This window comes from Pseudomonas fluorescens (assembly GCF_041354075.1).
Classification (GTDB): Bacteria; Pseudomonadota; Gammaproteobacteria; order Pseudomonadales; family Pseudomonadaceae; genus Aquipseudomonas; species Aquipseudomonas fluorescens_CE.
Genome location: NZ_JARZGC010000002.1, coordinates 129,368 through 152,029, shown reverse-complemented (window position 1 = coordinate 152,029; position 22,662 = coordinate 129,368). Strand labels below are relative to the sequence as shown.

Sequence of the window (22,662 nt, the reverse complement as noted above, 5' to 3'; positions counted from 1 at the left end):
TCGATCAGGCGATCGGAGCCGCCTTCGGCCACACGGCGTTCGATCAGGCGATCGGAGCCGCCTTCGGCCACACGGCGTTCGATCAGGCGATCGGAGCCGCCTTCGGCCACGCGGCGCTCGATCAGGCGATCCGAGCCGCCTTCGGCGATTCGAGTGGGCGCTGACCGTGTCCGGTATTGCTGCACCGGTGGCGTCGTCTCGTCCTCTGCATTGTTCTCACGTGCAGCAACCACATTCGGATCGGCGCAGTTTTCGCCAGCCAGTACATGTCCAGCGATCAAACCGCTCGCAGCAAGAAAAGCAATGGCCAGGCCCAAGTCGGAGTTTTTCATCATATTCACCCTGAATAATCGGTAGGCTCTTTCACGAAAACCTTGGAATAGTGGTGGGCTTTCATGTCATTGAGCGGTTGCTACTGTCTTTTTGTCTTTGGCGTCACGGGTTAAATATTAAAGGAATGAAATAGCACGTCACTTATGCGTAGGGTTTTCCCAAGGGTATCTAGGTATGGCGGATCCATACTTTGGTATAAGTAACCGTCGCAAACTTATTTGAGCGTTTGGATAACATTGTTGTCGTGAATGTTTAATGGTCAGACTTATACGCATGTATGTTGTAACCATTGATTGCCAGTGACAGTCTGCAAGTGCACGGGGCTTTATCAGATAGCTCCTATCATTGAAGGTTGAGCTAATTGTTAAACACACCAATCATTTCGATCGTCGATGACGACGACACCATCCGTGTTTCGTTGGATAGCCTCGTGAGATCAATGGGATATATTTCAAGAACATACGCCTGTGCAGAAGACTTTCTTGCGTCTGCCCCGGATGATTCGATCGCTTGTCTGATCTCGGATATACGCATGCCTGGCATGAGCGGGCTTGAACTGTTGGAGGCTTTGCAGGCACGGGGAGAACAATTCCCGGTTATTTTCATCACCGCTTGCATGGGCGATCATCCCGCATTGAAAGCGCGTGAACTGGGCGCTGCCGGCTATTTCAAGAAACCCTTCAGCGGTCGTCAGCTCATGGCGCATGTGCAGCAGGTGATAGGCGTTCAGTTGACCGACTAAGGCGTACCACGCCAGCAGAGCGCACTATTGCCGTGAGTAATAGTCACCATCACCAAACGCAAGTTCTCCTTTGTGCGCCAGTGCCAGATAATTGCCGGCATCAAGCGCACTGAAGTTCGGTGCGTAAATGGGCATTTTTTACCAGTCTTACGGCAGGCGCTCGAGGCGACCCCGTAGTCCGATCAACCGTTTTTTCAGGATGAGACCCATGCGCCTATCGTTTGCGCCAGTCGTGGCGTTTGCCGCTTTGTTGCTCGCAGGCTGCGCCTCCGCGCCGAATGATCCGACGCTGACGTTGCAGACCAGCAAGACGCCTGCGCAATACGCCGACTGCGTCGTCCCGAAATTGCAGGGTAATGCGTTGCACCCGATGGTGTCGCAGTCCCAGCGCAGCTATCGGATTGTCGTGCCAAGCAAGATTTCGGCGGACAACGTACTGGAGGCCTATAAGGACGGTAAAGGCGGCAAAGTGTTCATCTACGAACGGCAACTGCTGGCGTCGAACCTGCTGCCTTCAAGTTTTGGACGTGCCGCGCAAGATTGCATCTGATCCACCTGAACAGTTTTCCCTGAGCTCCTTTGGTTGGCCGCAACCAACCAATTCCTTGGCCCCACTCCTGACCGGACGTGGGGTTTTTTTTGGCTCAGGTTAAGGCAAAAGCCTGCGTCCAGCTTAATCATGGTGGGAGCGAGCCTGCTGGCGATAGCGGACTTCCACCCCCAGGATGTCGTCTGACCCAACGCCATCGCGAGCAGGCTCGCTACCACAGGGATCTGAAAATCCGGTCTTGTTGCGTTTACCCTCGCGTCAAACGAAAACGCCCCCGGCCTGCAGGCCGGGGGCGTTGTTTTTGCAACCGATCAGAACGGATCAGTAATCCCAGAACGCCGCCACCCAGCGGAAGGCATCGCCGTCAACGGCCACTCGCCCGACAGAGGGGAAGGGCAGGTGCGTGGCCACGAAGAGTTCGCCGCTCGCCGCCGCTTCCTGCATCAAGCGGACGCGAACGCGCACGGCTTCCTCGGGTTCGTGTTCGAAGCCGTTTTGCCATTCCGGGTGTTCGAAGGCGACGGGAAACAGGGCGTCACCGGCGAAGGTCAACTGTTCACCACGGGATTTGACATAGACCACGCAGTGCCCAGGGGTATGACCGCCGGTGAGTTTGGCGACCACACCCGGTGCGACTTCGTACTCGTCCTCGAAGGTACGGACATTGCTGCGGTAATCATTGATGAACTGCTTGGCCGTGGCCCGCAGTACGTCCGGAACGGGTTCGGGCATTTCGGTCTGGGTGAAATCCGGCGATTCCCAGAATGCCACCTCGGTGGCCGTCACGTGGATGCGCACGTCCGGACGCAGGCTTTTCTTCACCGAGTCGACGAGCAAGCCGCCGATGTGATCCATGTGCATGTGGGTGATGATGATGTCCGTCACCGACCCGAGCTCGATGCCGGCAGCCTCCAGGCGCTTGGGGAACTGACCGGCCCGTGGGAATCCGGGGAATTGCCCGCCCAGCCCGGCGTCTACCAGGATGGTCTGTTCGCCGCTGCGCACCACCAGTACGTTCAGAGCCCAGTCGAAGGCATCAGGGCCCAGGTACATGCTTTTGAACCAGGCGGCGCGGTCGGCCGGATCGGCATTGGTAGACATGGTCGAGGTCGGCAGGGGCAGCACGCCATCGCTGACCACCAGCACGTCGATTTCGCCGACGCGCACCGCATAGCGCGAGCCCACCAGCTCTTCGTATCCGTCACTGCCGGGGTTGAACGCGCTGGTGGGTTCGAGGGCTTGAAGTTGGGTATCCAGGTGCAAGGTCATGGTCGGTCTCCGAAGTGTCTGGCGTAATTTCCGGTGAAATGTCGCCGCTGCCCGACGGCTGTCCGGTGAGTTGCACAGGCAAGTTTTTCAACTGTTCAAGTGCAACTGACGCAGCCAGGGAGTTCAGGCGTTCTTATTGAAAACAGCAGTGGCCTGCTGTGATTTCATGTTATTGGCGCAGGACCCTGGGCACAGTTCTACCTCGGTTCAGAAAAACCATACGTCAGTGGCACAGGTCTATACGATGGTTTAACCAGGCGCTCAGCGCGGGATGAAATTACGCTTGATGCGTCGAATGAAGAGCGGTTTCGATACAGCTCAAGAGCTTGCTGGTTTCGCAGGGCTTGGGCAGGTAGGCAATCAACGTCGGCGATTCGGAGATCGAAGCAGGAAGCGCCTCGGGGTAAGCAGTGATGAAGATGGTGGGGATGTGATAGCCCATCGCGAGCAGTTGCTGATGCAGCTCCAGCCCTGTCATTCCCGGCATCTGAATGTCGGAAATCAGGCAGTGAGTATTGGCCGGATCACTGGTTTCGAGAAAGGCCAGCGCACTGGAGTAAGTCTTGATCTTGTAGCCGCTGGAACGCAGCAGATTATCAAGTGCACCGCGAACCGAATCGTCGTCGTCGACGATTGCAACAATCATGTAGTTGCCTGTTTGCGAGTCTTGATTCATCAGGGCGCTCATAAAGTTTGTCTCGTGGGTACAACATACGCGAAGTGAGTAGGGGGAAAAGGTATACCTATGTATGAGCGCATAAGACCAAAGCGTCGTTGATCGGCGGGAAAGCGCTATGGAATGATTATTTTCAAGTTTCATCCGCGGTTCATGCGTGCTTTCCCCAGTTGCCAGCTAACCTGAATGCTGGTGCCACGATTTACCCCCGGTTCGTCAGCAACCTCTCTATTGTTCCCGCCCCGATGGATAACCACATGCAGATTTTATGGAACGATGGTGAGCGCACGTTCTGTCGAGAGACAGTTTCAGGTGCGCAAGGCGACCGACCTGTCCTGGTGGCGCGACCGACCGCCGAGCAGCCGTTACCGGCCTGCCTTGGCCGCTTTTCCCATGAATTCGCCCTCAAGGACGAGCTGGATGGCGATTGGGCCGTGCGTCCGCTCGAATTGATGCGGGAGAGCGGACAGATCTCCCTGCTGCTGGAGGATACGGGCGGCACGCCATTGCTCCATTTGTTGAACGCGCCCATGCCGATCGCGACATTTCTGCACCTGGCCATCGCCATCGCCCAGGCGTTGGGCAGCCTGCACCAGCGCGGGCTCGTTCATAAAGATATCAAGCCTTCGCACATCCTGGTGAACTGTGCCGATGGTCGGGCCCGGCTGACCGGGTTCGGGCTGGCCTCGCGGCTGCCTCGCGAGCGCCAGGCGCTGGAGACCATCGCCGGCACCCTGGCCTATATGGCGCCCGAGCAGACCGGGCGGATGAACCGTTCCATCGACTTGCGCAGCGACCTCTATTCCTTCGGTGTCACGCTCTATGAAATGCTCACCGGTTCGCTGCCCTTCATGGCGTCCGATCCGATCGAGTGGGTGCATTGCCATATCGCGAAAAAACCGCAGCCACCGGGTGAGCGGGTCACGAGCATTCCCGACGTGCTGTGCGCCATCGTCATGAAGCTGCTGGCCAAGACCGCCGAAGAACGTTACCAGACCGCCGCCAGTGTCGAGCAGGACTTGCGGCGATGCCTGGCGGACTGGGAGTCCCAGGGCCGCATCAATGCCTTCGCGCTGGGCGAGCACGGCACTTCCGACCGGCTGATGATTCCCGAGAAACTCTACGGGCGCGAGCGGGAAGTCAGCGCCCTGATCGCGGCGTTCGACCGCAGTATCACCAGCGGGTCGCCCGAACTCATGCTGGTGACCGGCTATTCCGGCATTGGCAAATCCTCGGTGGTCAATGAGTTGCACAAGGCGCTGGTGCCACCGCGCGGGCTGTTCGCCGCCGGCAAATTCGACCAGTACCGGCGCGACATACCCTATGCCACGCTGGTCCAGGCGTTTCAAAGCCTGGTGCGCACGCTGCTGGGCAAGAATGACAGCGAGCTGGCGCAGTGGCGCGATGCCTTGAACCATGCCCTGGATGCCGAGGCGGGTCTGATGACCGAACTGATTCCAGAGCTGAAGCTGATCATTGGCGAGCCGCCGCCGGTGCAAGCCCTGGAGCCGCAGCAGGCGCAACGGCGTTTTCTCCTGGTGTTCCGGCGTTTTATCGGGGTCTTTGCGCGAGCCGAGCATCCGCTGGCCCTGTTTCTGGATGATTTGCAGTGGATCGACGCGGCCACCCTCGACCTGCTGGAGGACCTGCTCACCAGTTCCGATGTGCAGCATCTGTTGCTGGTGGGGGCCTATCGCAGCAACGAGGTGAGTGACAAGCACCCGTTGACGGGCAAACTCCAGGCGATTCGCAATGCGGACGGGCGTATCGACGAAATCACCCTGGCACCGCTGGCCAAGGTGCACATCGAACGGCTGATTGCCGATGCGTTGCATGACGAGCCCGCGCACGTCGAGCCCCTGGCGCAGTTGGTCCTGGAAAAGACCGCCGGCAATCCCTTCTTCGTGATTCAGTTCCTGCACGCCCTCGCAGACGAGAAGCTGCTGACCTTCGATCATCAGGCGAACCAGTGGCGCTGGAGTCCGGACCGTATCCATGCCAAGGGTTACACCGACAACATCGTCGACCTGATGGTCGGCAAGCTGAACCGCCTGCCCACGCAAACCCAGTACGCCCTGCAACAATTGGCCTGCCTGGGCAACGTGGCCGGTGCGTCGACGCTGTCGACCGTCCTGGGCATGAGCAAGGTGCAGGTCCGCGCCGTGTTCTGGGATGCCATCCGCCTGGAGCTGGTCCATCGACTCGAAGGCGCCTATGGGTTCGTGCATGACCGCATTCATGAAGCGGCCTATACGTTGATCCCCACGGCACAACGCGCCGACGCGCACCTGCGCATTGGCCGGATACTGGCGGCGCAGACGCCTGTGCATGAGCGCGAAGAAGCGATCTTCGACATCGTCGGTCAGCTCAATCGCGGGGCGACACTGATTGTCGACCCGGCCGAGCGCGAGCAACTCGCCGCGTTCAACCTGATGGCCGGCCAGCGCGCCAAGGGGTCGACGGCCTACGCCTCGGCCCACAATTACCTGACCACGGGCGCGCAGTTGCTGGACGCCGATGCCTGGGAGCGCCTGCACGAATTGATGTTTGCGCTGGAGCTGAATCGGGCCGAGTGCGAGCTGCTGACCGGTCAGTTGTCGGTGGCGGAGAAACGCCTGGCGGCACTCTCGGAGCGCGCCACGACCACGGTCGAACGGGGCAATGTCGTGTGCTTGCAAATGGATGACTACCTGCTCATGGACCGCAGCGATGGCGCGGTCGCGGTCTGCCTCGAATACCTGCGGCATGTCGGCATCGAGTGGTCGGCCCGCCCGGGCGACGATGAAGTACGCCGCGAATACGACTATGTCTGGTCGTTGCTTGGCGACCGGGAAATCGAATCCCTGATCGATTTGCCCTTGATGGAGGACGCCGCATCGCTGATGACGGTCAGCGCCTTGGGCAAGCTGTTCCCGCCAGCCTTGCAGACGGATGCGAACCTGGCGTGCCTGTCGATCTGCAAGGCCATCAGCCTGTGCCTGGAAAAGGGCAATTGCGACGCATCGAGCATTCACTATGCCAATGCCTTCAGGGTGTTCGGGCGGCGCTTCGGCGATTACCAGGCCGGGTTCCGCTTCGGTCAACTGGGCTGCGCGCTCGTCGAGCAGCGTGGGCTGAAGCGCTTCGAAGCCAGCACTTACCTGTGCTTCTCCATTTTTGCCGTACGCTGGATGAAGCCCGTCAGTCAGTGCCGTGACCTGATCCGCCATTCATTCGCAGCGGCCAACCGCACCGGTAACTTGCCGTATGGGGCTTATGCCGGCAACAGCCTGATCTCCGACTGCTTCTTTGCCGGCGAAACCTTGCCCGAGGTCCAGATTGAAGCCGAGCGGGGCCTGGCCTACGCGCGCAAGGTGCGCTTCGGCCTGGTCACCTGTTTCATGCGCACGCAGTTGGCATTGATCAGGATGCTGCGCGGGGCCGCCCCCATCTTCGGCTGTCTGGATGCGGGCAAGTTCGACGAGACCAGCATGGAAGCTCATCTGGCCAACAATCCCGACCTGGCGCTCGCGGAAGCCAAATACTGGGTGCGCAAGCTCCAGGCGCGTTACCTGGCCGACGATCTGGCGGCCGCCATGCAGGCGGGCGACAAGGCCAGGCGTTTTCTGTGGACGCTGTCGCTGTTTTTTGAAGAGGCCGAGTATTACTTCTATGACGCGCTGACTCGCGCCCGCTGGTGTGATTTGCTGCAGATTGGCGAGCGCACCCAGCACCTGGCCGTCATGACTGCGGCTCACCAGCAGTTGCAGGCCTGGGCCGAACAGTGCCCGGAAAACTTCGCCAGCCGCGCCGCACTGGTCGAAGCCGAAATAGCCCGGGTTGAAGGGCGGATGCTCGAAGCCGAGTTGCTGTTCGAACAGTCCATCCATAGCGCGCAGCAAAGTGGTTTCGTGCACATCGAAGCGCTGGCCAACGAACTGGCGTCGCGCTTCTATGCGGCCCGTGGACTTGGCAAAGTGGCCAGCGTCTACCTGCAGGACGCTCGCTACGGTTACCTGCGCTGGGGCGCCGATGGCAAGGTGCGCCAGCTCGAGGCGCGCTACCCGTCATTGCGCGCCGAAACCCAGGCACTGGCGGCAACGACGACGATGGTCGCGCCCGTCGAACACCTCGACCTGGCCACCGTGATCAAGGTGTCCCAGGCGGTGTCGAGTGAAATCGTCCTGGAAAAACTGATCGACGTCATCATGCGCACGGCCATCGAGCAGGCCGGGGCAGAGCGAGGCGTACTGATTCTTTCGGACACCGGAGAGCATCGTGTCGCCGCGCAGGTGACCATGGGCAACGAACCGACGCAGTTGCGCGACGAGCCGCTGGCATCGGCATCGCTGCCGGAGTCGCTGCTCTACCCTGTGTTGCGCACCGGTGAGAGCATTGCGCTGGATGATGCGATGACCGAGCCGTCGTTCGCCGACGATCCCTATATCCGCCAGCATCACGCCCGCTCGATCCTCTGCCTGCCGTTGATGAACCAGGCCAAGCTGACGGGCGCGCTGTATCTTGAAAACAACCTGACCGCGCGGGTATTCAGCCCCTCGCGAATTGCCGTACTGAAACTGGTGGCTTCGCAGGCGGCCATTTCCCTGGAAAATGCGCGCTTGTACCGCGAAGTCGCCGAGCGGGAAGGGCGGATCCGGCGGCTGGTGGATGCCAATATCATCGGCATCCTGGTGTGGAACGCCAACGGCGACATCGTCGAGGCCAACGATGCGTTTCTGCGCATGGTGCGCTATGAGCGTGAGGATCTGACTTCGGGTCGGCTGCGCTGGCGCGACCTGACCACCCCGGCGTTCCGGGAAATCAGCGAGCACCATCTGGCCGAAGCGGTGCGTACGGGCTATGCGCAACCGTACGAGAAGGAATATTTCACCAAGGACGGTGCTCGCCTGCCGGTGATTGTCGGCCTGGCCATGTTCGAGGCCAACAGCAAGGAAGGGGTGGCGTTCGTGCTGGACCTGACTGAACGCAAGCAGGCCGAAGAAAAAATCCGCGACAGCGAGCGGCGTTATCGCGAAGTGCAAACCGAACTGGCCCACGCCAACCGCGTCGCGACCATGGGGCAACTGGTGGCCTCGATTGCCCACGAGGTCAATCAACCGATTGCCGCCGCCATCCTCAACGCTGATGCCGCCTTGCGCTGGATGGGCCAGCAACCACCGCAGATCGATGAGGTTCGCAACGTGCTCGGCAGCCTGATTCTCGACGCCCGGCGTGCCGCCGATGTGTTGGGTCGCATTCGCCAGCACATCCGCAAGGCGCCGCCGCAGAAGGGCCCGGTGGACATCAACGGGGCGATTGGCGAAATGATCGAGTTGACCCGCGGCCAGATCATCAAGAATGGTGCGTCGCTGCTCACCGAGATCCAGGACGGCCTGCCGGCGATCGAAGGCGACCGTGTCGAGCTGCAACAAGTGTTGCTCAACTTGATCATGAATGCCCTCGAAGCCATGAATGGCGTAGAGGAGGGCGAGCGTCACCTGGTGATCGGCGCAACCCTGGACGATGCCGCAGGCGTGCTGGTCAGTGTGCGTGATTCCGGGCCGGGGTTCGTTGCTGAAAACACCGAGCTGATCTTCGCTTCGTTCTACACCACCAAACCCACGGGAATGGGCATGGGCCTGTCCATCTGCCGCTCGATCATCGAAGCCCATGGCGGACGGCTGTGGGCCAGTGCCAATCGTCCCCGTGGGGCCATCGTTCAATTCACCTTGCCGCTGCAACAGGCCGAAGGTTAATACTTAGGTTTGAACAGAGCTATATGAATGGTCGCTTGAAGTAGTCACAGGTACAAATGTAGCTCCGCAACCCCGGCGATATAGTCGTTATCAAGGTTTGCGGAGAACGTATCGTGAATACTCTGACGATGGCTTTGAGCAGTGAGTGTGATCTTCTGTCCGTTGCAGGGCAGGCAGACATGCTCCCGGCGGGCTCACACCTGGTGAGCCCACGAAGTTTCTACCTGCACCATGGCATTTATCTGGGAGGGGGAGAAGTCATCCATTATGCCGGGTTCAGCGGCTCGTTCCGGGCCGGCCCGGTCGAAGTGGTCGATCTCGAGCATTTCGCCGGTGGCAAACCCCTGTGGGTGGTGCAGGAATCGAGCGAGTATTCAGTCGACGAAGTGGTGAGTCGCGCCCGTTCACGGGTCGGGGAGCGGCAATACAGCATACTGTCCAACAACTGTGAGCATTTCTGCAGTTGGTGCATCACCGGTAGAAGCTGCAGTGCGCAAGTCCGGGCGTTTCTTCAAGGTCCACGTTACGTGCTTTCACTTTTGCGTGCGTTGGAGTCGTACTTCATTGCCTGAATGCCGGCGCAGTTTGAAAAGGCATCGTGGCTTGCGTGCCCGCCGATGTGAGATAAAGTGGTGTACGACACTTATTCTTATTGGGGCTGTGCATGAGCGAGCATTCACCATCCAGCAAGCAAGGCAATAAAAGCCCCACAGTCTTTGTGGTGGATGACGATGAGTCCATGCGCAACGCGTTGAGCAACCTTCTGCGTTCGGCAGGCATTCAAGTTGAAACCTTTGCCTCCACGGCCGAATTCCTTCAGCAGCCCAAAGGCGACAATGCCAGTTGCCTGGTCCTCGATGTCCGGTTGCAAGGTGCCAGCGGTCTTGAGTTTCAACGCCAACTGACCAGCACCAACTCCAGTATTCCGATCATTTTCATCACCGGGCATGGCGACATCGAGATGTCGGTCAAGGCCATGAAAGCCGGGGCGGTGGACTTCCTGGCAAAGCCGTTCCGCGAGCAGGATCTGCTGGACGCGGTTTCGGCGGCGCTGCAGACCGATGTCAAACGCCGGGAAGTCGAACATCAGTTTGCGGATCTGCATGGCCACTATCAGACGCTGACCGTACGCGAGAAGGAAGTCATGGCCCTGGCCGTCAAAGGCCTGATGAACAAGCAGATCGCCGGGCAGATGAACCTCAGCGAGATCACCGTGAAGATTCACCGTGGGCATGCCATGAAAAAAATGAACGCCAAGTCGTTCGCCGACCTGGTGCGCATGGCGGAGGCACTGGGCGAGCGCCTGGATCACTAGAACCAGGCGCGCTTCCACAGCGACGCCGCTATTTCGTTTTCCAATGCCCGCCGCCCGACTCGCAATCCACCTTCACTTGGCTCAAGTGCTCGGCGTCGTAATAGTAGGTAGTGACTTTGGCGTTATCCGGAATGTTGGGCGACCTGGCATTCTTGTCCTTGCTCGTCGAATGCGGGTTGGCCAGTGATTCCTGGGTCAGTGTCGCAACGCAGGTGGCCTGATAATGATCATCGCACTGGGCGACTTTTTTCTTGGTGGCGGTCAGCATTTCCTTGCTTTCATTGCTGCACGACCAGTCGATGGCGTTGACCGGCATGCCTTCGTACTCATAGCAGCTGTGGGACTCGACGACCGGCACCGAAGGGCTTTGGGAGCGGGTCAGCACGTCACAGCCTTCGGCGAATGCCAGGGTAGGGCTGAAACTGGCGATCAGAAGCAGCACTCGAATGTTCATCGGATGTTCCTCTCCAATGCGCTTCGCCCGGGAAAGGATCAGCGCTCGTAATCCTTCGAAAACACCGCAAGACCCCAGGTTCCATTGGATTTCCGGGCGGGGCAGCGTCACTTCTGCAGTAGATGGGTGAACGCCCGCAGATTTGCGATATCCTGACGGCCTGTTCGTTAACGTAACCGAGTGCCCTGAACCTTGATCGAACGTCGCCAATTCAGCGGAGGCATGAAGGGGAAAAACCTTCGCTACCTGAACGAAAACCCCAATTCGCCTGTTCAACACACGCGCACAGGCTTTCTGCTGCTCGAGCATTTCTCCCTGCCGGCCTTCACCCAGGCTCTGGATACCATCGTCACCGCGAACCTGCTGCGCCCCAAGCTGTTCTCATCGCGCACGTTCGGCCTGAACGACGGTGAAGTGGTCAGTGACCTGGGGCTGGTCATTCGCCCGGATGCGCGGATCGATGCACCGGCCATCCACGACCTTGATTTGCTGGTGATCTGTGGCGGCTATCGCACTGAACTCAAGGCCAATGACGAACTGATCAACCTGTTGCGAATGGCTGCCGATCAAAGCGTCAACCTCGCCGGACTGTGGAATGGCGGGTGGTTCCTGGGGATCGCCGGCTTGCTGGACGGTTACCGTTGTGCAATCCACCCCGAACATCGGCCCGCCCTGGCGGAAATCGCCAAGGCCACCCATGTGACCAGCGAACCCTACGTCATCGATCGCGACCGGTTGACGGCATCCAGTCCGTCGGGGGCTTTCCACATGGCGCTGGACTGGATCAAGGGCCTGCACGACAAGGCGCTGGTCGAGGGCATCGAAGACATCCTGGCGTTCGAGGAATCACGCTACCGGCGAATCAAACCCTCGGAAAACATCTGCGTGAGCGCGCCCCTGCGCGAAGTGGTCAAGCTGATGGACGCCAACCTCGAGGAACCGCTGGAGCTGGAGCAACTGGCTGTCTACGCCGGGCGTTCCCGCAGGCAGTTGGAGCGCCTGTTCAAGGAACAACTGGGGACCACACCGCAGCGCTATTACATGGAACTGCGCATCACCGAAGCGCGGCGTCTGTTGCAGCACACGGAGTTGTCCCAGGTCGATGTGCTGGTGGCGTGCGGTTTTGTTTCGCCGAGCCATTTCAGCAAGTGCTACAGCTCGTATTTCGGCTATCGTCCGTCCAAGGAAAAACGTCTGGTCAAGTGAGGCTTACCTTGATCGGGTCCTCATGACCGATACCACAATCGGTCGAGATGTGTTGTCGTACGACATATTCGCACCTCATCCCTCTATACGCCTACTGCCAGGGTGCATCGCGCCATGGCTCGTAGAGGTGTGCCTGAACGAAGGTTAATGCTGAGACGAACGGCCATTTTGCTGATTGACGGCGGGCAGGGGAGTCGCTATAAAAGGCGCAGTTGTACGACGACATATGATGTTACAAAACCCTATAACAAAAAACCGGGCCTCATCATGAACACCATCCGCCTACGCACCTCCCTCGACCTCGTTCCCTGTGGTCCGGTATCGATCGCTCGATCTTTCCTCTCGGCATCCCCGTTATCCCTGGCGACCGCGCCCATTTCCTGATGCACCTGCTGTTCGCCTGACGCGACGCGCCAAGCGGCGTGCTGCGCGTGAGCACCGATCTCGCTCGACCCCGAGCGATCATCACCCAACACCAACAACAAAAGTGATGCCATGAATCTCAACGAGCCCATCAATGCGCAACGTGTCGGCCAGGCCGTCGGTAAATACCGCTGGACCATCTGTGCGCTGCTGTTTTTCGCCACCACCGTCAATTACCTGGATCGCCAGGTGCTCAGCCTGTTGGCGCCCGATCTGTCGTCGCAGTTCGGCTGGAGCAACAGTGACTACGCGAACATCGCTTCGGTGTTCCAGTTCGTGTACGCGATTTCCATGCTGTTCGCCGGTCGTTTCGTCGACAAGATCGGCACCAAAAAGGCCTATGTGCTGGCGATCGGCATCTGGTCCACCGGTGCGATGATGCACGCCTTTTCCGTGCCGATGGGCGAGGGGATCGCCGCCGTGTGCAGCGCCTTCGGCCTGGCGGTGATCCCGGTGTCCATTGCCGGTTTCATGTTGTCGCGCGCCGTCCTGGCGATTGGCGAAGCGGGTAACTTCCCGATCGCAATCAAGGCCACGGCCGAATATTTCCCGAAAAAGGAGCGCTCGTTCGCCACCGGTATCTTCAACTCCGGTGCCAACGTCGGCGCTGTCCTGGCACCGATCTGTGTGCCGCTGATCGCCGGCCTCTGGGGGTGGGAAGCGGCGTTCATCGTGATCGGCATGCTGGGCTTCGTCTGGGTGATCCTGTGGATCGCGCTGTACGAAAAGCCGGAACAGCAGAAACGCCTCTCCGCCGAGGAACTGGCCTATATTCGCAGTGACGCCCAGACCCTCACCGCCCCCGAGCCGGGCGCTTTGGAGAAGAAGGTTTCGTGGTTCAAGCTGCTGACCTACCGCCAGACCTGGGCCTTTGCCTTCGGCAAGTTCATGACCGACGGCGTGTGGTGGTTCTTCCTGTTCTGGCTGCCCACCTACCTGTCGGCGCAGTACGGCATGAAGGGCGCTGCCATCGTCTGGCCACTGGCGGTGCTGTACAGCATGACCATGGTCGGCAGCATCGGCGGTGGCTGGTTCCCCAGCTATTTCATGGCGCGTGGCGATGCGCCGTATGACGGTCGCATGAAAGCCATGCTGGTGATCGCGTTCTTCCCGTTGCTGGTCCTGCTGGCGCAGCCACTGGGCTACATCAGCTTCTGGGTGCCGGTGCTGCTGATCGGCGTCGGTGCCTCGGCGCACCAGGCCTGGTCGTGCAACATCTTCACCACGGTGTCCGACATGTTCCCGCAGAAAACCGTAGCGTCGGTGGTGGGTATCGGCGGTCTGGCCGGTGGCCTGGGCGGTGTGGTGATGACCAAGATCGGTGGCTGGGTGTTCGACTACTACAAATCGGTCAATGACATTCACACCGGCTACATGATCATGTTCGCCATCTGTGCGCTGGCCTACCTGGTGGCGTGGAGCGGGATGAAACTGCTGGTGCCACGCCACAAGGAAATCACAGACCTTTAAGCCGGTCGCCATCGAGTCGAAGGCGCCAAGGGCGCCTTCTTCCGTTTACCGGGCATGAGCCTGAGCGGCCAACTGCCCGGTGTCCACACGGACAAACAGCGAATCCCCGACCGCCGTCAGCACGTCCCCCGCATACACCTCGCAGATGACCCGGGTCTTGCGTCCCACTTCACCTTCCACTTTCGCGCTCAAGGTCAGCGGCACACCCATGGGCGTCGGCTTGATGAACTTGATGCCCAGGTTGCCGGTGACGCAATTGATGCGCGGCAGGCTGTCGACTTCGCGATGCTCCTGGCGGTAGTGGTAGGCCATCGCCGTCCAGTTGGAATGGCAGTCCACCAGCATCGCAATCAGCCCGCCGTAGACCAGTTCCGGCCAGCCGCAATACTTCGCCTCGGGCAGGTGCTCGGCGATGACGTGCACCCCGTCTTCATGCCAATGGCTCTTGATGTGCAGTCCATGGGGGTTGCTGCCGCCGCATCCGTAGCAAACGCCATCGGGCGCGGCGCTGTCCTGCAGGGAAGTCTCGTGGCTGGCCATATCGGGCATCCTTGAAGTGATCCAAACCCGATGGATTCTAACGCTGAACAGCCCGGGGTGAGCAGCGTAAACCCGACGTCGGCGACAGATCACTCGTCGGTGGCGTGTGGCAGCCTGGCAATTACCTTGATCTCGAACTGGAAACCGTACAGCCAGGTGACACCGATGCCGGTCAGTGTCGGGTGCGGCGCGTGCCCCCAGAATTCCGGCACGATCTTCCAGATGCGCTCGAACGTCGATTGCGGGTCGACCATGAAGACGGTGACATCGACCACATCGTCGAAGGAGCAACCGGCCGCGCCCAGAATCGCGTTCAGGTTAGTAAACGCGAGCCTGACCTGGGCTTCCAGATCGGGTTCGGCTGAACCGTCCTCCTGGCTGCCGACTTGCCCTGATACGAACAGAAAACCGTTGGACCTGACGGCCGGCGAATAACGATTGCGTTCATAAAGCGCCTGGCGCCCCGGCGGGAAAACCACATCACGCTGTGTCATACAGTGCCTCCAGAAAAGGGTCCGACGCGACCCGAAACCTGCGATAGGGGCACTCTAGGGGCTTGCACTGGCGCGATAAACGAGCAACCTTGGTGCTCACTGTTTGGGAAAGCCAAACAATCCGCAGGCGACGAGGGGCTGTGATGGACCGTTTCGATGCGATGCAGGCCTTTGTGCGGGTGGTCGAGGCGGGCAGCTTTACCAAGGCGGCCGACACCCTGCACATGAGCAAGACGACGGTGACTCAGTTGGTCCAGCAACTGGAGGCGCGGTTGCGGGTCAAGCTGCTCAACCGCACCACACGCAAAGTCAACGTCACCGCCGATGGCGCGGTGTTTTATGAGCGGGCGATCAAGCTGCTGGCCGACATGGACGATGCCGAGACCAGCCTGTCCGCCGCGTCGTCGCTGCCGCGCGGGCGGTTGCGGGTGGATGTGCCGAGCCCGCTGGCGAGCCTGATCCTGGTGCCGGCGTTGCCCGAATTCTACGCGCGTTATCCGGATATCCAGATTGATCTGGGGGTCAGCGACCGCATCGTCGACATGATCGATGAAAACGTCGATTGCGTGGTACGCGGCGGTGAACTGGTCGATCAGTCACTGATGGCGCGGCGAGTCGCCGACTTGCCCCTGGGGATCTTTGCCGCGCCCGACTATCTGGCCAGGGTCGGCACGCCCACGCATCCGCGGGGCCTCGAAGATTCGGAGCATCGGGTGGTCGGGTTCCTGTGGGCGCGTACCGGCAAGCCCGTGCCCTACGCCCTGCAAAAACAGGGCGAAAGGGTGCTCGTCAAAGGTCGCTACGCGCTGGCCGTCGATGATGGCAACGCCTATCTGGCAGCCGGCCTGGCCGGGCTGGGCGTCCTGTGGTTGCCCAGATACATGTCCAGGGCCCATGAAGCCAGCGGCCAACTGGTACCGCTGTTCGAAGACTGGAGCCTCGATACCATGCCGCTCTACGTCGCTTTTCCGCCCAACCGCCATATCAGCCTGAAGCTGCGGGTGTTCATCGATTGGGTGGCCGAGTTGCTGGCTCGGCACGCGCCGGTGGCGAGTCGTCAGGACGCCTGAAAACACCCCATGCAAATGTGCATTGCCTTGGCTGGCAGGCCGTCTGGCTTGGGCTACACTGCGCGTCAGATCACCCGGGTTCCGGGGCGAAACTACCGCTTCGTATGGATCACGCGGAGTCAAAAAACACTATGCACGATCTTCGCCCAAACCCCGGACTCAGCCTTGAATACTGCGCTGAACGTCCGATATTCTCGGATTTCCTCGAGCAAGCGCGGCGTACGCCGGACGCCATGGCGGTCATCTCTGCACAGACGCAATGCACCTATGGCCAGCTCGAAGCCATCAGCGCCAGCCTGGCCGGTCTGTTGATCGCAAGGGGCGCCACTGAAACCGACCGGGTGGTGATCGTTGCGAGTCGCTGTGCAGGGCTGGTCTACGCCATGCTGGGCGCGTTGCGTGGCGGTCAGGTGTTCACCGTGGCCGATGCCGCCTATCCGAAGGCACGGGTGGATCAGATCATTCGCACGCTCGAACCTGCCTTCGTGCTGCTGTGCGGCGACGCGACGATTGACCTGGAAAGCGAGACGCCGGTCATTCGTATCCCGGAAGATCCCGCCGAGGCCTTGCAGGCGTTCGCCAGCGATGGGCTCCGCCTGCCGGACGTCGATCCCGGGCGACCGGCCTACATCACCTTTACCTCTGGCAGCACCGGGGAACCCAAAGGGGTGGTGACCCACCATGCGCCGCTCGTGCATTTCATCCAGTGGCATACCCGCCAGCATGGGTTTTCCAGAGACGATCGTTTCTGCCTGTTATCCGGCCTCGGACATGATCCGGTCTACCGCGACGTGTTCACGCCGCTGTCGATCGGCGCGACGGTGGTGTGCCCGGCCCAGTCAACCCTCATCGATCCGTCGGCGCTGGCCAACTGGATACAGGCGCAGAGGATTTCCGTCATCCACCTTACGCCGCCGCTGGGCAAGCTGATTGAAACCGGGGCAAAGCTCGGCGCATTGACGTTCAAGGCCCTGCGCTGGTTTTTCTGGGGGGGCGATGCCCTGAGCAAAACGCTTTACCAGCAAATTCGCGTGATCGCTCCGCACGCTGGCAACGTGAACTTCTACGGCACCACCGAAACGCCACAGGCCATGGCTTTTCACCGCATCGAGCCGCAAGCAGGCAATAACAGGATCCCGCTCGGCCAGGGCATAGAAGGCGCGCAACTGCTGGTGGTGAACGAATCCGGGCAACAGGCCGCCGAAGGCGAGGTCGGCGAGATCCTGATCCGCAGCCCTTATTTGTCACTGGGATACTGGAACGATCCGGCGCTGACCCGCGACAGGTTCGTGGTCAACCCCTTTACCCGGATCGAACAGGACATCTGCTACAAGACCGGTGACCTTGGCAGTTATCAGGCCGATGGCAGTGTCATGTTTCTGGGCCGGGGTGACAGTCAGGTCAAGATTCGCGGGCACCGCATCGAATTGAGTGAAATCGAGGCTGTACTGGCCCGGCATCCGCGCATCAAGCAGGCAGTGGTGCTGGCCCAGGTGGACTCATCCAGCCAGCGGCTGATTGCCTATTGCGTGGCCACGGCAGAGGTATCCCCGCTGCAATTGCGCGAGCACCTTGGCGAGCAACTGCCGGACTATATGGTGCCCGCGCAGTTCGTGTTCATCGACAGCGTTCCGCTGACACCCAATGGCAAGATCGACAAGCGCGCATTGCCCACCCTGGCCTTGAACCTGGGGGCAGCCGTTGCGCCCGCCCAGGAGCTGTCGCCCCTGACGCTGGAGCTGGTGGCGGCCTGGTCGGAAATCCTTGAAGTGCCGCAACTGGATACCAGCCTGTCGTTCGTCGAACTGGGTGGGGATTCACTGTCGTTCGTGCAGGCCTCGATGGTCCTCGAGGAGCTGATTGGCCATTTGCCAGATCGCTGGGAGCTGATGCCGGTGCGCGAACTGTGCGGGCTGAAGCAGAAAACCCGGTCGTCGAGCTTTTCCGTTCGAGCCATGGAACTGCCGGTGCTGCTGCGGGTGATTTCCATCCTGTTCATTGTCATCGGCCACCTTCACGTGTTCGCCCGATGGCCGATCGTGGGCGAGACCAAGGTGCTGTTCATCGTCTCCGGCATCGCCCTGGCGCGCTTTCAACTGCAAGCCATCAATGAACGCGGCAATGCGCGTTCGCTGGGCAAGTCGATTGCCGCGATTGCCGCGCCGACGATTCTCTACGCCATGCTGGTGCAGGTGGTCTTCGATAAATTCCACTGGCAAACCCTGCTGCTCATTTCCAACTGGTTTCCCGAGAGCGTGATCGGGGTGTTCACCTATTGGTACATCGAGGTGCTGGTGCAGATGATCGTGATCATCGGCTTTGCCCTGTCGTTCGAACGGGTCAGGCGAGTGATCATGGCCAATCCGTTTCAGAACCTGGTGATCGCTGCCTGCACGCTGGCCGTGATGGACCTTGCGATCAGTGCCTGGTTATTTGATGCGAGCGCCTTGTACAACCGGGTGCCGCAACACTACCTGGCGGTCATGGTGCTCGGCATGGCCATTCACTACGCCCATTCCAGCGTACAGAAGTGGGTGGTCAGCGCGCTGGCCGTCATCATCATGGGCGGGGAAGACTTGCTGTACCTGTACCGGCACGCCTCGGTCGCCAGGGAGTACATAGACATCGCCGTCCCGGGCGTTCTGGCGCTGATCTGGATCAAGTCGATTCCCGTGCCAGGCCTGCTGTCAAAAGGGCTGGCCCTGATCGCCTCATCGACCTTGTTCATCTACCTGACCCACTTCCAGTTCTGGTCGGTGGCAAAGCGCATCGCCGAACAGCCTGTACTGGGCGTGGTGTTGGCCATTGTCGGCGGCGTGGCGGTGGCTTACGCGTGGAACAAGGGGGTGCGGGTATTGGTGATGTTGTGGAGCAGGGGGAAAAAGAAAGCGGCAGTGGATTCACTGGAGCGGGTGGTCTGACGAAACACCGTCCCCTGTAGGAGCGAGCATGCTCGCGATGGTCGTTAACGATAACGCGTGTTTCCTGACGAAACGTGGCGTTCTTAAGTCCATCGCGAGCAAGCTCGCTCCTACAGGAGCAGGTGGGGCAATTACCGGTTGAAGCGCTCCACCAGCGAATACTGCGTCTGCGCCGTTTGCGTCAGTTCCTTGCTCAGGTCGGCAGAATGCCGGGCCTGTTCCGAGGTTTGGTCAGCCAGGGTCGCGATGGTGGTGATGTTGCGACTGATTTCCTCGGCCACGGCGGTTTGTTCCTCGGTTGCGGCGGCGATTTGCGTGGTCATCTCGGTGATGTTCGCCACTGCGTCGCTGATGCCCACCAGCGCCTTGTCCGCCTCCAGCACCCAGTTCACACCTTCTTCTGCCTGGCGTTGACCATTTTCCATGGTCTTCACCGCGTTGCTGGAAGAGTGCTGCAACTTGGAAATCAAACCGTGGATCTGCGCCGTGGATTCGGTGGTGCGCTGTGCCAGTTGCCGGACTTCATCGGCGACCACGGCAAAACCACGCCCCATCTCACCGGCACGGGCGGCTTCGATCGCGGCATTCAGGGCCAGCAGGTTGGTCTGGTCGGCAATGCCCTTGATGACATCGACCACCATGCCGATTTCATTGCTGTCCCTGGCCAGTTGCGCCACCGAATCCCCGGTCTCGCCGACCACCGCCGACAGGCGCTGGATGGCTTCGCGGGTGTCGCGGGCCACCTCGCGTCCGCGTCCGGTCAACACATTGGCTTCCTGGGTGGCATCGGCCGTGCGCTGGACATGGCTGGCCACCTCCTGGGTGGTCGCCGCCATCTGGTTCACGGCCGTCGACACCTGCTCGGTCTCGACCCGCTGGCGCTCAAGGCCCCGGGAGCTGTCGGCGGCCAGGCCGTCGGACCTGCCCGCCAACCCGTTGAGCTGTTCGGCGCTGTCCTGCAGGCGGGTCAGACAGGTCTTCAGGCGCGAGGCCTGGCTGACGAACGCCGTCTCCAGGCGTGCCTGGGGGCCGCGGGCGTCGCTGTACATCTTGGCGATCAAGCCGTCGGACGTGGTGGCTTCCGTCATCTGCAACACGTTCAGCGCACCTTGATTGCGCCGGCGCGACACCAGCAGGCCGATCGGTAGCGAAACGGCGACGGCGAGAATGATCGCCGGTGTGGTGCCCAGCAGCGCACCACCCAGTGTGCCCACCGCGCCCATCGCCAGCACGGGCAGCCAGTCGAGAAGGGCCGGCAGCCATTTATCGCTGGCCCCCAGCACCGCCTTGCCATCGCTGATGCGTTTGTAGAGGTGTTCGGCGCGGCGTATCTGGTCGGCGTCGGGTTTCACCCGTACCGATTCGTAACCGACGATCTTGCTGCCCTCAAACACCGGCGTCACGTAGGCGTTCACCCAGTAATGGTCGCCGTTGCGCGAGCGGTTCTTGACGATGCCCATCCAGGGCTTGCCTTGCTTGAGTGCGCTCCACATGTGGGCGAAAACGGCAGGCGGCACATCGGGGTGCCGAACGATGTTCTGGGGCGCGCCTATCAGGTCTGACCGGTTGAAACCGCTGATCTCGACGAAGGCGTCATTGCAATAGGTGATGTTGCCTTGAGAGTCGGTGGTCGAGATGAGTTTCTGCTGAGGTCCCAGGGCAACTTCGTGCTGCGTGACTGGTTGGTTGTTTCTCAATCTGTGTTGCTCCTTTTCCTGATGCACAGCCATCGGCTTCCCAGAGCGAAAGGTTAGCAAGGAGCACGAAAAACACCTGCTGTACGTCGGAAAATAGTTTGTCTTGTCGTTTAAAGCGTCGTCCAGCCCAACCATTGGTTTAATTGATGACGACCATCGATAAACGCAAGTTCTGTTTTTTCGCCAAGAGAGGAGGATAGCCACATACCGAATTCGCCTTCGAAGGAACCGTGCGATGAGAATCCCTACCTGGCTGACCCTCGTTGCTGTACTCACCGGCAGTGCTGCGTTCACCGCACCGGCCACGGCTGCCGAACCGTCGTGCCACTTCCTGCCGGTCGCCGACAGTGCCGTGAGTTTTCAGCCGGGCCAATCGGTGGGCGTGCTCTACAGCGAAAACACCCTCAATACCCTCGACTACCTCGAGCAATACCATTCGGTGGCGCTCAAGGGGGCGAACAACCCCGCACTGGACTCGCGCATCAGCAACGCCTTCGTCAACAGTTCCGACCCGAAACGGGCCATCGACTGGGTGCTGGGCTCGTTGCACAAACAATTCGCTTCGGTGACCGTTTACGACAACCTCGACGCACTGGTGCAGGCGCACCCGGACGTGGTAGTGATGCTCGACACCTACAGCCGACTGGTGTCCAAGCGCAATGACCAGGTGGAAGCCCGTGTCCTGGCGAAATTCTACGATTCGAACCTGCAATACATCGGCCAGGCGGAAGGCGCGCGCGCCCAGCAGATGCCGTCGGTGTGGCTGCAAGGCAAGGCAGCACCGGAGATTGCTGCGCAGATCGAGCAGCAAACCGCGCTGCAAGTGAATGCGTTGCAACAATTCGACGCCTCGCTCAAGGCCCTGGTGACGTCGGGCAACGTCGCCCAGATCGCGAGCAACTGATCACGCCGGGTCAATTGCCTTTGCGGGCGGGTTTGGCTAATCTCGCATAAACCCGCATATCCAGGCATAAACATGCAAGACGCGCATTCCTTCGCCGAGCTGCCGCACCTGCGTCGGCAAAAGATCCTGCTGATCCTCGAACGTGACGGCAAGGTCATGTCCGCCGAGTTGAGCCAGCATTTCAGCGTGTCCGAAGACACCATTCGCCGCGACCTCGCGGAGCTCGCTGCGGCCGGGCTGGTGCAGCGGGTGCACGGTGGGGCGCTGCCCCGGCCGAAGGATACCGGCAAGGATTATTTCACCCGGGTCAGCGAGACTGACGAGGTCAAGACCCACCTGGCGCAACTCGCTGCCAGCCGGGTCGAGGACGGCCAGATCGTGATGTTCGACTCCGGCAGCACCACCTTGCAGATCGCCCGTTCATTGCGCCCGGACATCCGGATCACGGCGGTCACTACGTCGCCGATGACCGCGATCATCCTCGCCGAGTACCCGGGCATCAAGGTGATCATGGCCGGCGGTGAACTGAACCTCACGACCCTGTCGGTCAGCGGTCACGAGACGCTGCGCCTGTTGCAGGGAATCAAGGCCGACCTGCTGTTCACCGGGGTCTGCGCGATCCATCCCGACGTGGGCATCAGCTCGCTGAATTTTGATGAGATGGCGGTCAAGCAGGCACTGATCGACAGTGCTTCCCAGGTGATCGCCGTGACCACGGCCGACAAGCTGGGGGCCGTCGAACCCTTCGTGGTCGCCCCCTGCAACCGCATCCATCTGCTGATCACCGAACGACATGTGGCGTCGGGCGATATCGACGATTATCGCCGGTTAGGCATCGAAGTGGTGCAGGCGCTGGTCTGAGA

At 60.4% G+C, this 22,662-nt stretch carries 17 protein-coding genes and 1 pseudogene; 11 read left to right on the top strand and 7 right to left on the bottom strand.

All coding sequences use genetic code 11. The annotated features are described in order from the left end of the window. Nucleotides 1-332 (bottom strand): hypothetical protein (locus QIW53_RS02970; RefSeq protein ID WP_371048203.1); only part of this gene is annotated, 332 nt, incomplete at its 3' end. Between the two features lie 362 nt (nucleotides 333-694). Between QIW53_RS02970 and QIW53_RS02965 the strand changes: the two genes are divergently transcribed. Further along, the gene (locus tag QIW53_RS02965; RefSeq protein ID WP_371048202.1) at nucleotides 695-1,075 is read left to right on the top strand and encodes a response regulator transcription factor; all 381 of its coding nucleotides are present in this window, start codon (nucleotides 695-697) and stop codon (nucleotides 1,073-1,075) included. Between the two features lie 208 nt (nucleotides 1,076-1,283). After that, nucleotides 1,284-1,625: a hypothetical protein gene (locus QIW53_RS02960; RefSeq protein WP_371048201.1), complete on the top strand. Its 342-nt coding sequence runs from the start codon at nucleotides 1,284-1,286 to the stop codon at nucleotides 1,623-1,625. Nucleotides 1,626-1,946: 321 nt separating this feature from the next. Here the strand turns inward: QIW53_RS02960 and QIW53_RS02955 are convergent, their stop codons facing one another. After that, nucleotides 1,947-2,894, bottom strand: a complete 948-nt coding sequence (locus QIW53_RS02955) for an MBL fold metallo-hydrolase (RefSeq protein ID WP_371048200.1) — start codon at nucleotides 2,892-2,894, stop codon at nucleotides 1,947-1,949. Between the two features lie 277 nt (nucleotides 2,895-3,171). Further along, nucleotides 3,172-3,570, bottom strand: coding sequence for a response regulator transcription factor (locus QIW53_RS02950; RefSeq protein WP_371048436.1), 399 nt, complete (start codon nucleotides 3,568-3,570; stop codon nucleotides 3,172-3,174). Between the two features lie 257 nt (nucleotides 3,571-3,827). Here QIW53_RS02950 and QIW53_RS02945 point away from each other — a divergent pair, with 257 nt between their 5' ends. From QIW53_RS02945 to QIW53_RS02935, 3 genes and pseudogenes are all read left to right on the top strand, one after another. Beyond that, a complete protein-coding gene (locus QIW53_RS02945; protein ID WP_371048199.1) occupies nucleotides 3,828-9,305 on the top strand; it encodes a trifunctional serine/threonine-protein kinase/ATP-binding protein/sensor histidine kinase in 5,478 nt (1,825 codons plus the stop codon). A 182-nt stretch (nucleotides 9,306-9,487) separates the two neighbouring features. Continuing rightward, nucleotides 9,488-9,877, top strand: a pseudogene (locus QIW53_RS02940) (lecithin retinol acyltransferase family protein); the annotation flags it as partial. 92 nt (nucleotides 9,878-9,969) lie between these two features. Then, on the top strand, nucleotides 9,970-10,620 hold the full coding sequence (locus QIW53_RS02935; protein ID WP_371048198.1) for a response regulator transcription factor: 651 nt from the start codon (nucleotides 9,970-9,972) through the stop codon (nucleotides 10,618-10,620). Between the two features lie 28 nt (nucleotides 10,621-10,648). Here the strand turns inward: QIW53_RS02935 and QIW53_RS02930 are convergent, their stop codons facing one another. Beyond that, nucleotides 10,649-11,074, bottom strand: coding sequence for a hypothetical protein (locus QIW53_RS02930; protein WP_371048197.1), 426 nt, complete (start codon nucleotides 11,072-11,074; stop codon nucleotides 10,649-10,651). Nucleotides 11,075-11,266: 192 nt separating this feature from the next. On the opposite strand from QIW53_RS02930, the gene QIW53_RS02925 reads away from it, so the two are divergent. Further along, complete coding sequence (locus QIW53_RS02925; RefSeq protein WP_371048196.1) at nucleotides 11,267-12,280, top strand: GlxA family transcriptional regulator; 1,014 nt, start codon at nucleotides 11,267-11,269, stop codon at nucleotides 12,278-12,280. Nucleotides 12,281-12,775: 495 nt separating this feature from the next. Next, on the top strand, nucleotides 12,776-14,173 hold the full coding sequence (locus tag QIW53_RS02920; RefSeq protein ID WP_371048195.1) for an MFS transporter: 1,398 nt from the start codon (nucleotides 12,776-12,778) through the stop codon (nucleotides 14,171-14,173). A gap of 45 nt (nucleotides 14,174-14,218) precedes the next feature. Here the strand turns inward: QIW53_RS02920 and QIW53_RS02915 are convergent, their stop codons facing one another. Together QIW53_RS02915 and QIW53_RS02910 are read right to left on the bottom strand one after the other, a co-directional pair. Further along, nucleotides 14,219-14,713: a PaaI family thioesterase gene (locus QIW53_RS02915; RefSeq protein WP_371048194.1), complete on the bottom strand. Its 495-nt coding sequence runs from the start codon at nucleotides 14,711-14,713 to the stop codon at nucleotides 14,219-14,221. Between the two features lie 89 nt (nucleotides 14,714-14,802). Continuing rightward, nucleotides 14,803-15,207 carry a RidA family protein gene (locus tag QIW53_RS02910; RefSeq protein ID WP_371048193.1) on the bottom strand — a complete coding sequence of 135 codons (405 nt, stop codon included), beginning with the start codon at nucleotides 15,205-15,207 and terminating at the stop codon, nucleotides 14,803-14,805. Nucleotides 15,208-15,350: 143 nt separating this feature from the next. On the opposite strand from QIW53_RS02910, the gene QIW53_RS02905 reads away from it, so the two are divergent. Then, on the top strand, nucleotides 15,351-16,277 hold the full coding sequence (locus QIW53_RS02905; RefSeq protein ID WP_371048192.1) for a LysR substrate-binding domain-containing protein: 927 nt from the start codon (nucleotides 15,351-15,353) through the stop codon (nucleotides 16,275-16,277). 131 nt (nucleotides 16,278-16,408) lie between these two features. Next, nucleotides 16,409-19,198, top strand: a complete 2,790-nt coding sequence (locus QIW53_RS02900) for an amino acid adenylation domain-containing protein (RefSeq protein ID WP_371048191.1) — start codon at nucleotides 16,409-16,411, stop codon at nucleotides 19,196-19,198. Nucleotides 19,199-19,329: 131 nt separating this feature from the next. Here the strand turns inward: QIW53_RS02900 and QIW53_RS02895 are convergent, their stop codons facing one another. After that, nucleotides 19,330-20,895, bottom strand: coding sequence for a methyl-accepting chemotaxis protein (locus tag QIW53_RS02895; RefSeq protein ID WP_442439640.1), 1,566 nt, complete (start codon nucleotides 20,893-20,895; stop codon nucleotides 19,330-19,332). Between the two features lie 235 nt (nucleotides 20,896-21,130). On the opposite strand from QIW53_RS02895, the gene QIW53_RS02890 reads away from it, so the two are divergent. Together QIW53_RS02890 and QIW53_RS02885 are read left to right on the top strand one after the other, a co-directional pair. Beyond that, on the top strand, nucleotides 21,131-21,799 hold the full coding sequence (locus QIW53_RS02890) for an ATPase (RefSeq protein WP_371048190.1): 669 nt from the start codon (nucleotides 21,131-21,133) through the stop codon (nucleotides 21,797-21,799). Nucleotides 21,800-21,871: 72 nt separating this feature from the next. After that, nucleotides 21,872-22,660, top strand: a complete 789-nt coding sequence (locus tag QIW53_RS02885) for a DeoR/GlpR family DNA-binding transcription regulator (RefSeq protein WP_371048189.1) — start codon at nucleotides 21,872-21,874, stop codon at nucleotides 22,658-22,660. The last annotated feature ends 2 nt before the right edge of the window (nucleotides 22,661-22,662 follow it).

What these genes read in the sequence shown, in the direction of transcription:
- QIW53_RS02960 (WP_371048201.1), top strand. Translation starts at nt 1,284, where the DNA reads ATGCGCCTATCGTTTGCGCCAGTCGTGGCGTTTGCCGCTTTGTTGCTC.
- QIW53_RS02955 (WP_371048200.1), bottom strand. Translation starts at nt 2,894, where the DNA reads ATGACCTTGCACCTGGATACCCAACTTCAAGCCCTCGAACCCACCAGC.
- QIW53_RS02950 (WP_371048436.1), bottom strand. Translation starts at nt 3,570, where the DNA reads ATGAATCAAGACTCGCAAACAGGCAACTACATGATTGTTGCAATCGTC.
- QIW53_RS02945 (WP_371048199.1), top strand. Translation starts at nt 3,828, where the DNA reads ATGCAGATTTTATGGAACGATGGTGAGCGCACGTTCTGTCGAGAGACA.
- QIW53_RS02935 (WP_371048198.1), top strand. Translation starts at nt 9,970, where the DNA reads ATGAGCGAGCATTCACCATCCAGCAAGCAAGGCAATAAAAGCCCCACA.
- QIW53_RS02930 (WP_371048197.1), bottom strand. Translation starts at nt 11,074, where the DNA reads ATGAACATTCGAGTGCTGCTTCTGATCGCCAGTTTCAGCCCTACCCTG.
- QIW53_RS02920 (WP_371048195.1), top strand. Translation starts at nt 12,776, where the DNA reads ATGAATCTCAACGAGCCCATCAATGCGCAACGTGTCGGCCAGGCCGTC.
- QIW53_RS02915 (WP_371048194.1), bottom strand. Translation starts at nt 14,713, where the DNA reads ATGGCCAGCCACGAGACTTCCCTGCAGGACAGCGCCGCGCCCGATGGC.
- QIW53_RS02910 (WP_371048193.1), bottom strand. Translation starts at nt 15,207, where the DNA reads ATGACACAGCGTGATGTGGTTTTCCCGCCGGGGCGCCAGGCGCTTTAT.
- QIW53_RS02905 (WP_371048192.1), top strand. Translation starts at nt 15,351, where the DNA reads ATGGACCGTTTCGATGCGATGCAGGCCTTTGTGCGGGTGGTCGAGGCG.
- QIW53_RS02900 (WP_371048191.1), top strand. Translation starts at nt 16,409, where the DNA reads ATGCACGATCTTCGCCCAAACCCCGGACTCAGCCTTGAATACTGCGCT.
- QIW53_RS02890 (WP_371048190.1), top strand. Translation starts at nt 21,131, where the DNA reads ATGAGAATCCCTACCTGGCTGACCCTCGTTGCTGTACTCACCGGCAGT.
- QIW53_RS02885 (WP_371048189.1), top strand. Translation starts at nt 21,872, where the DNA reads ATGCAAGACGCGCATTCCTTCGCCGAGCTGCCGCACCTGCGTCGGCAA.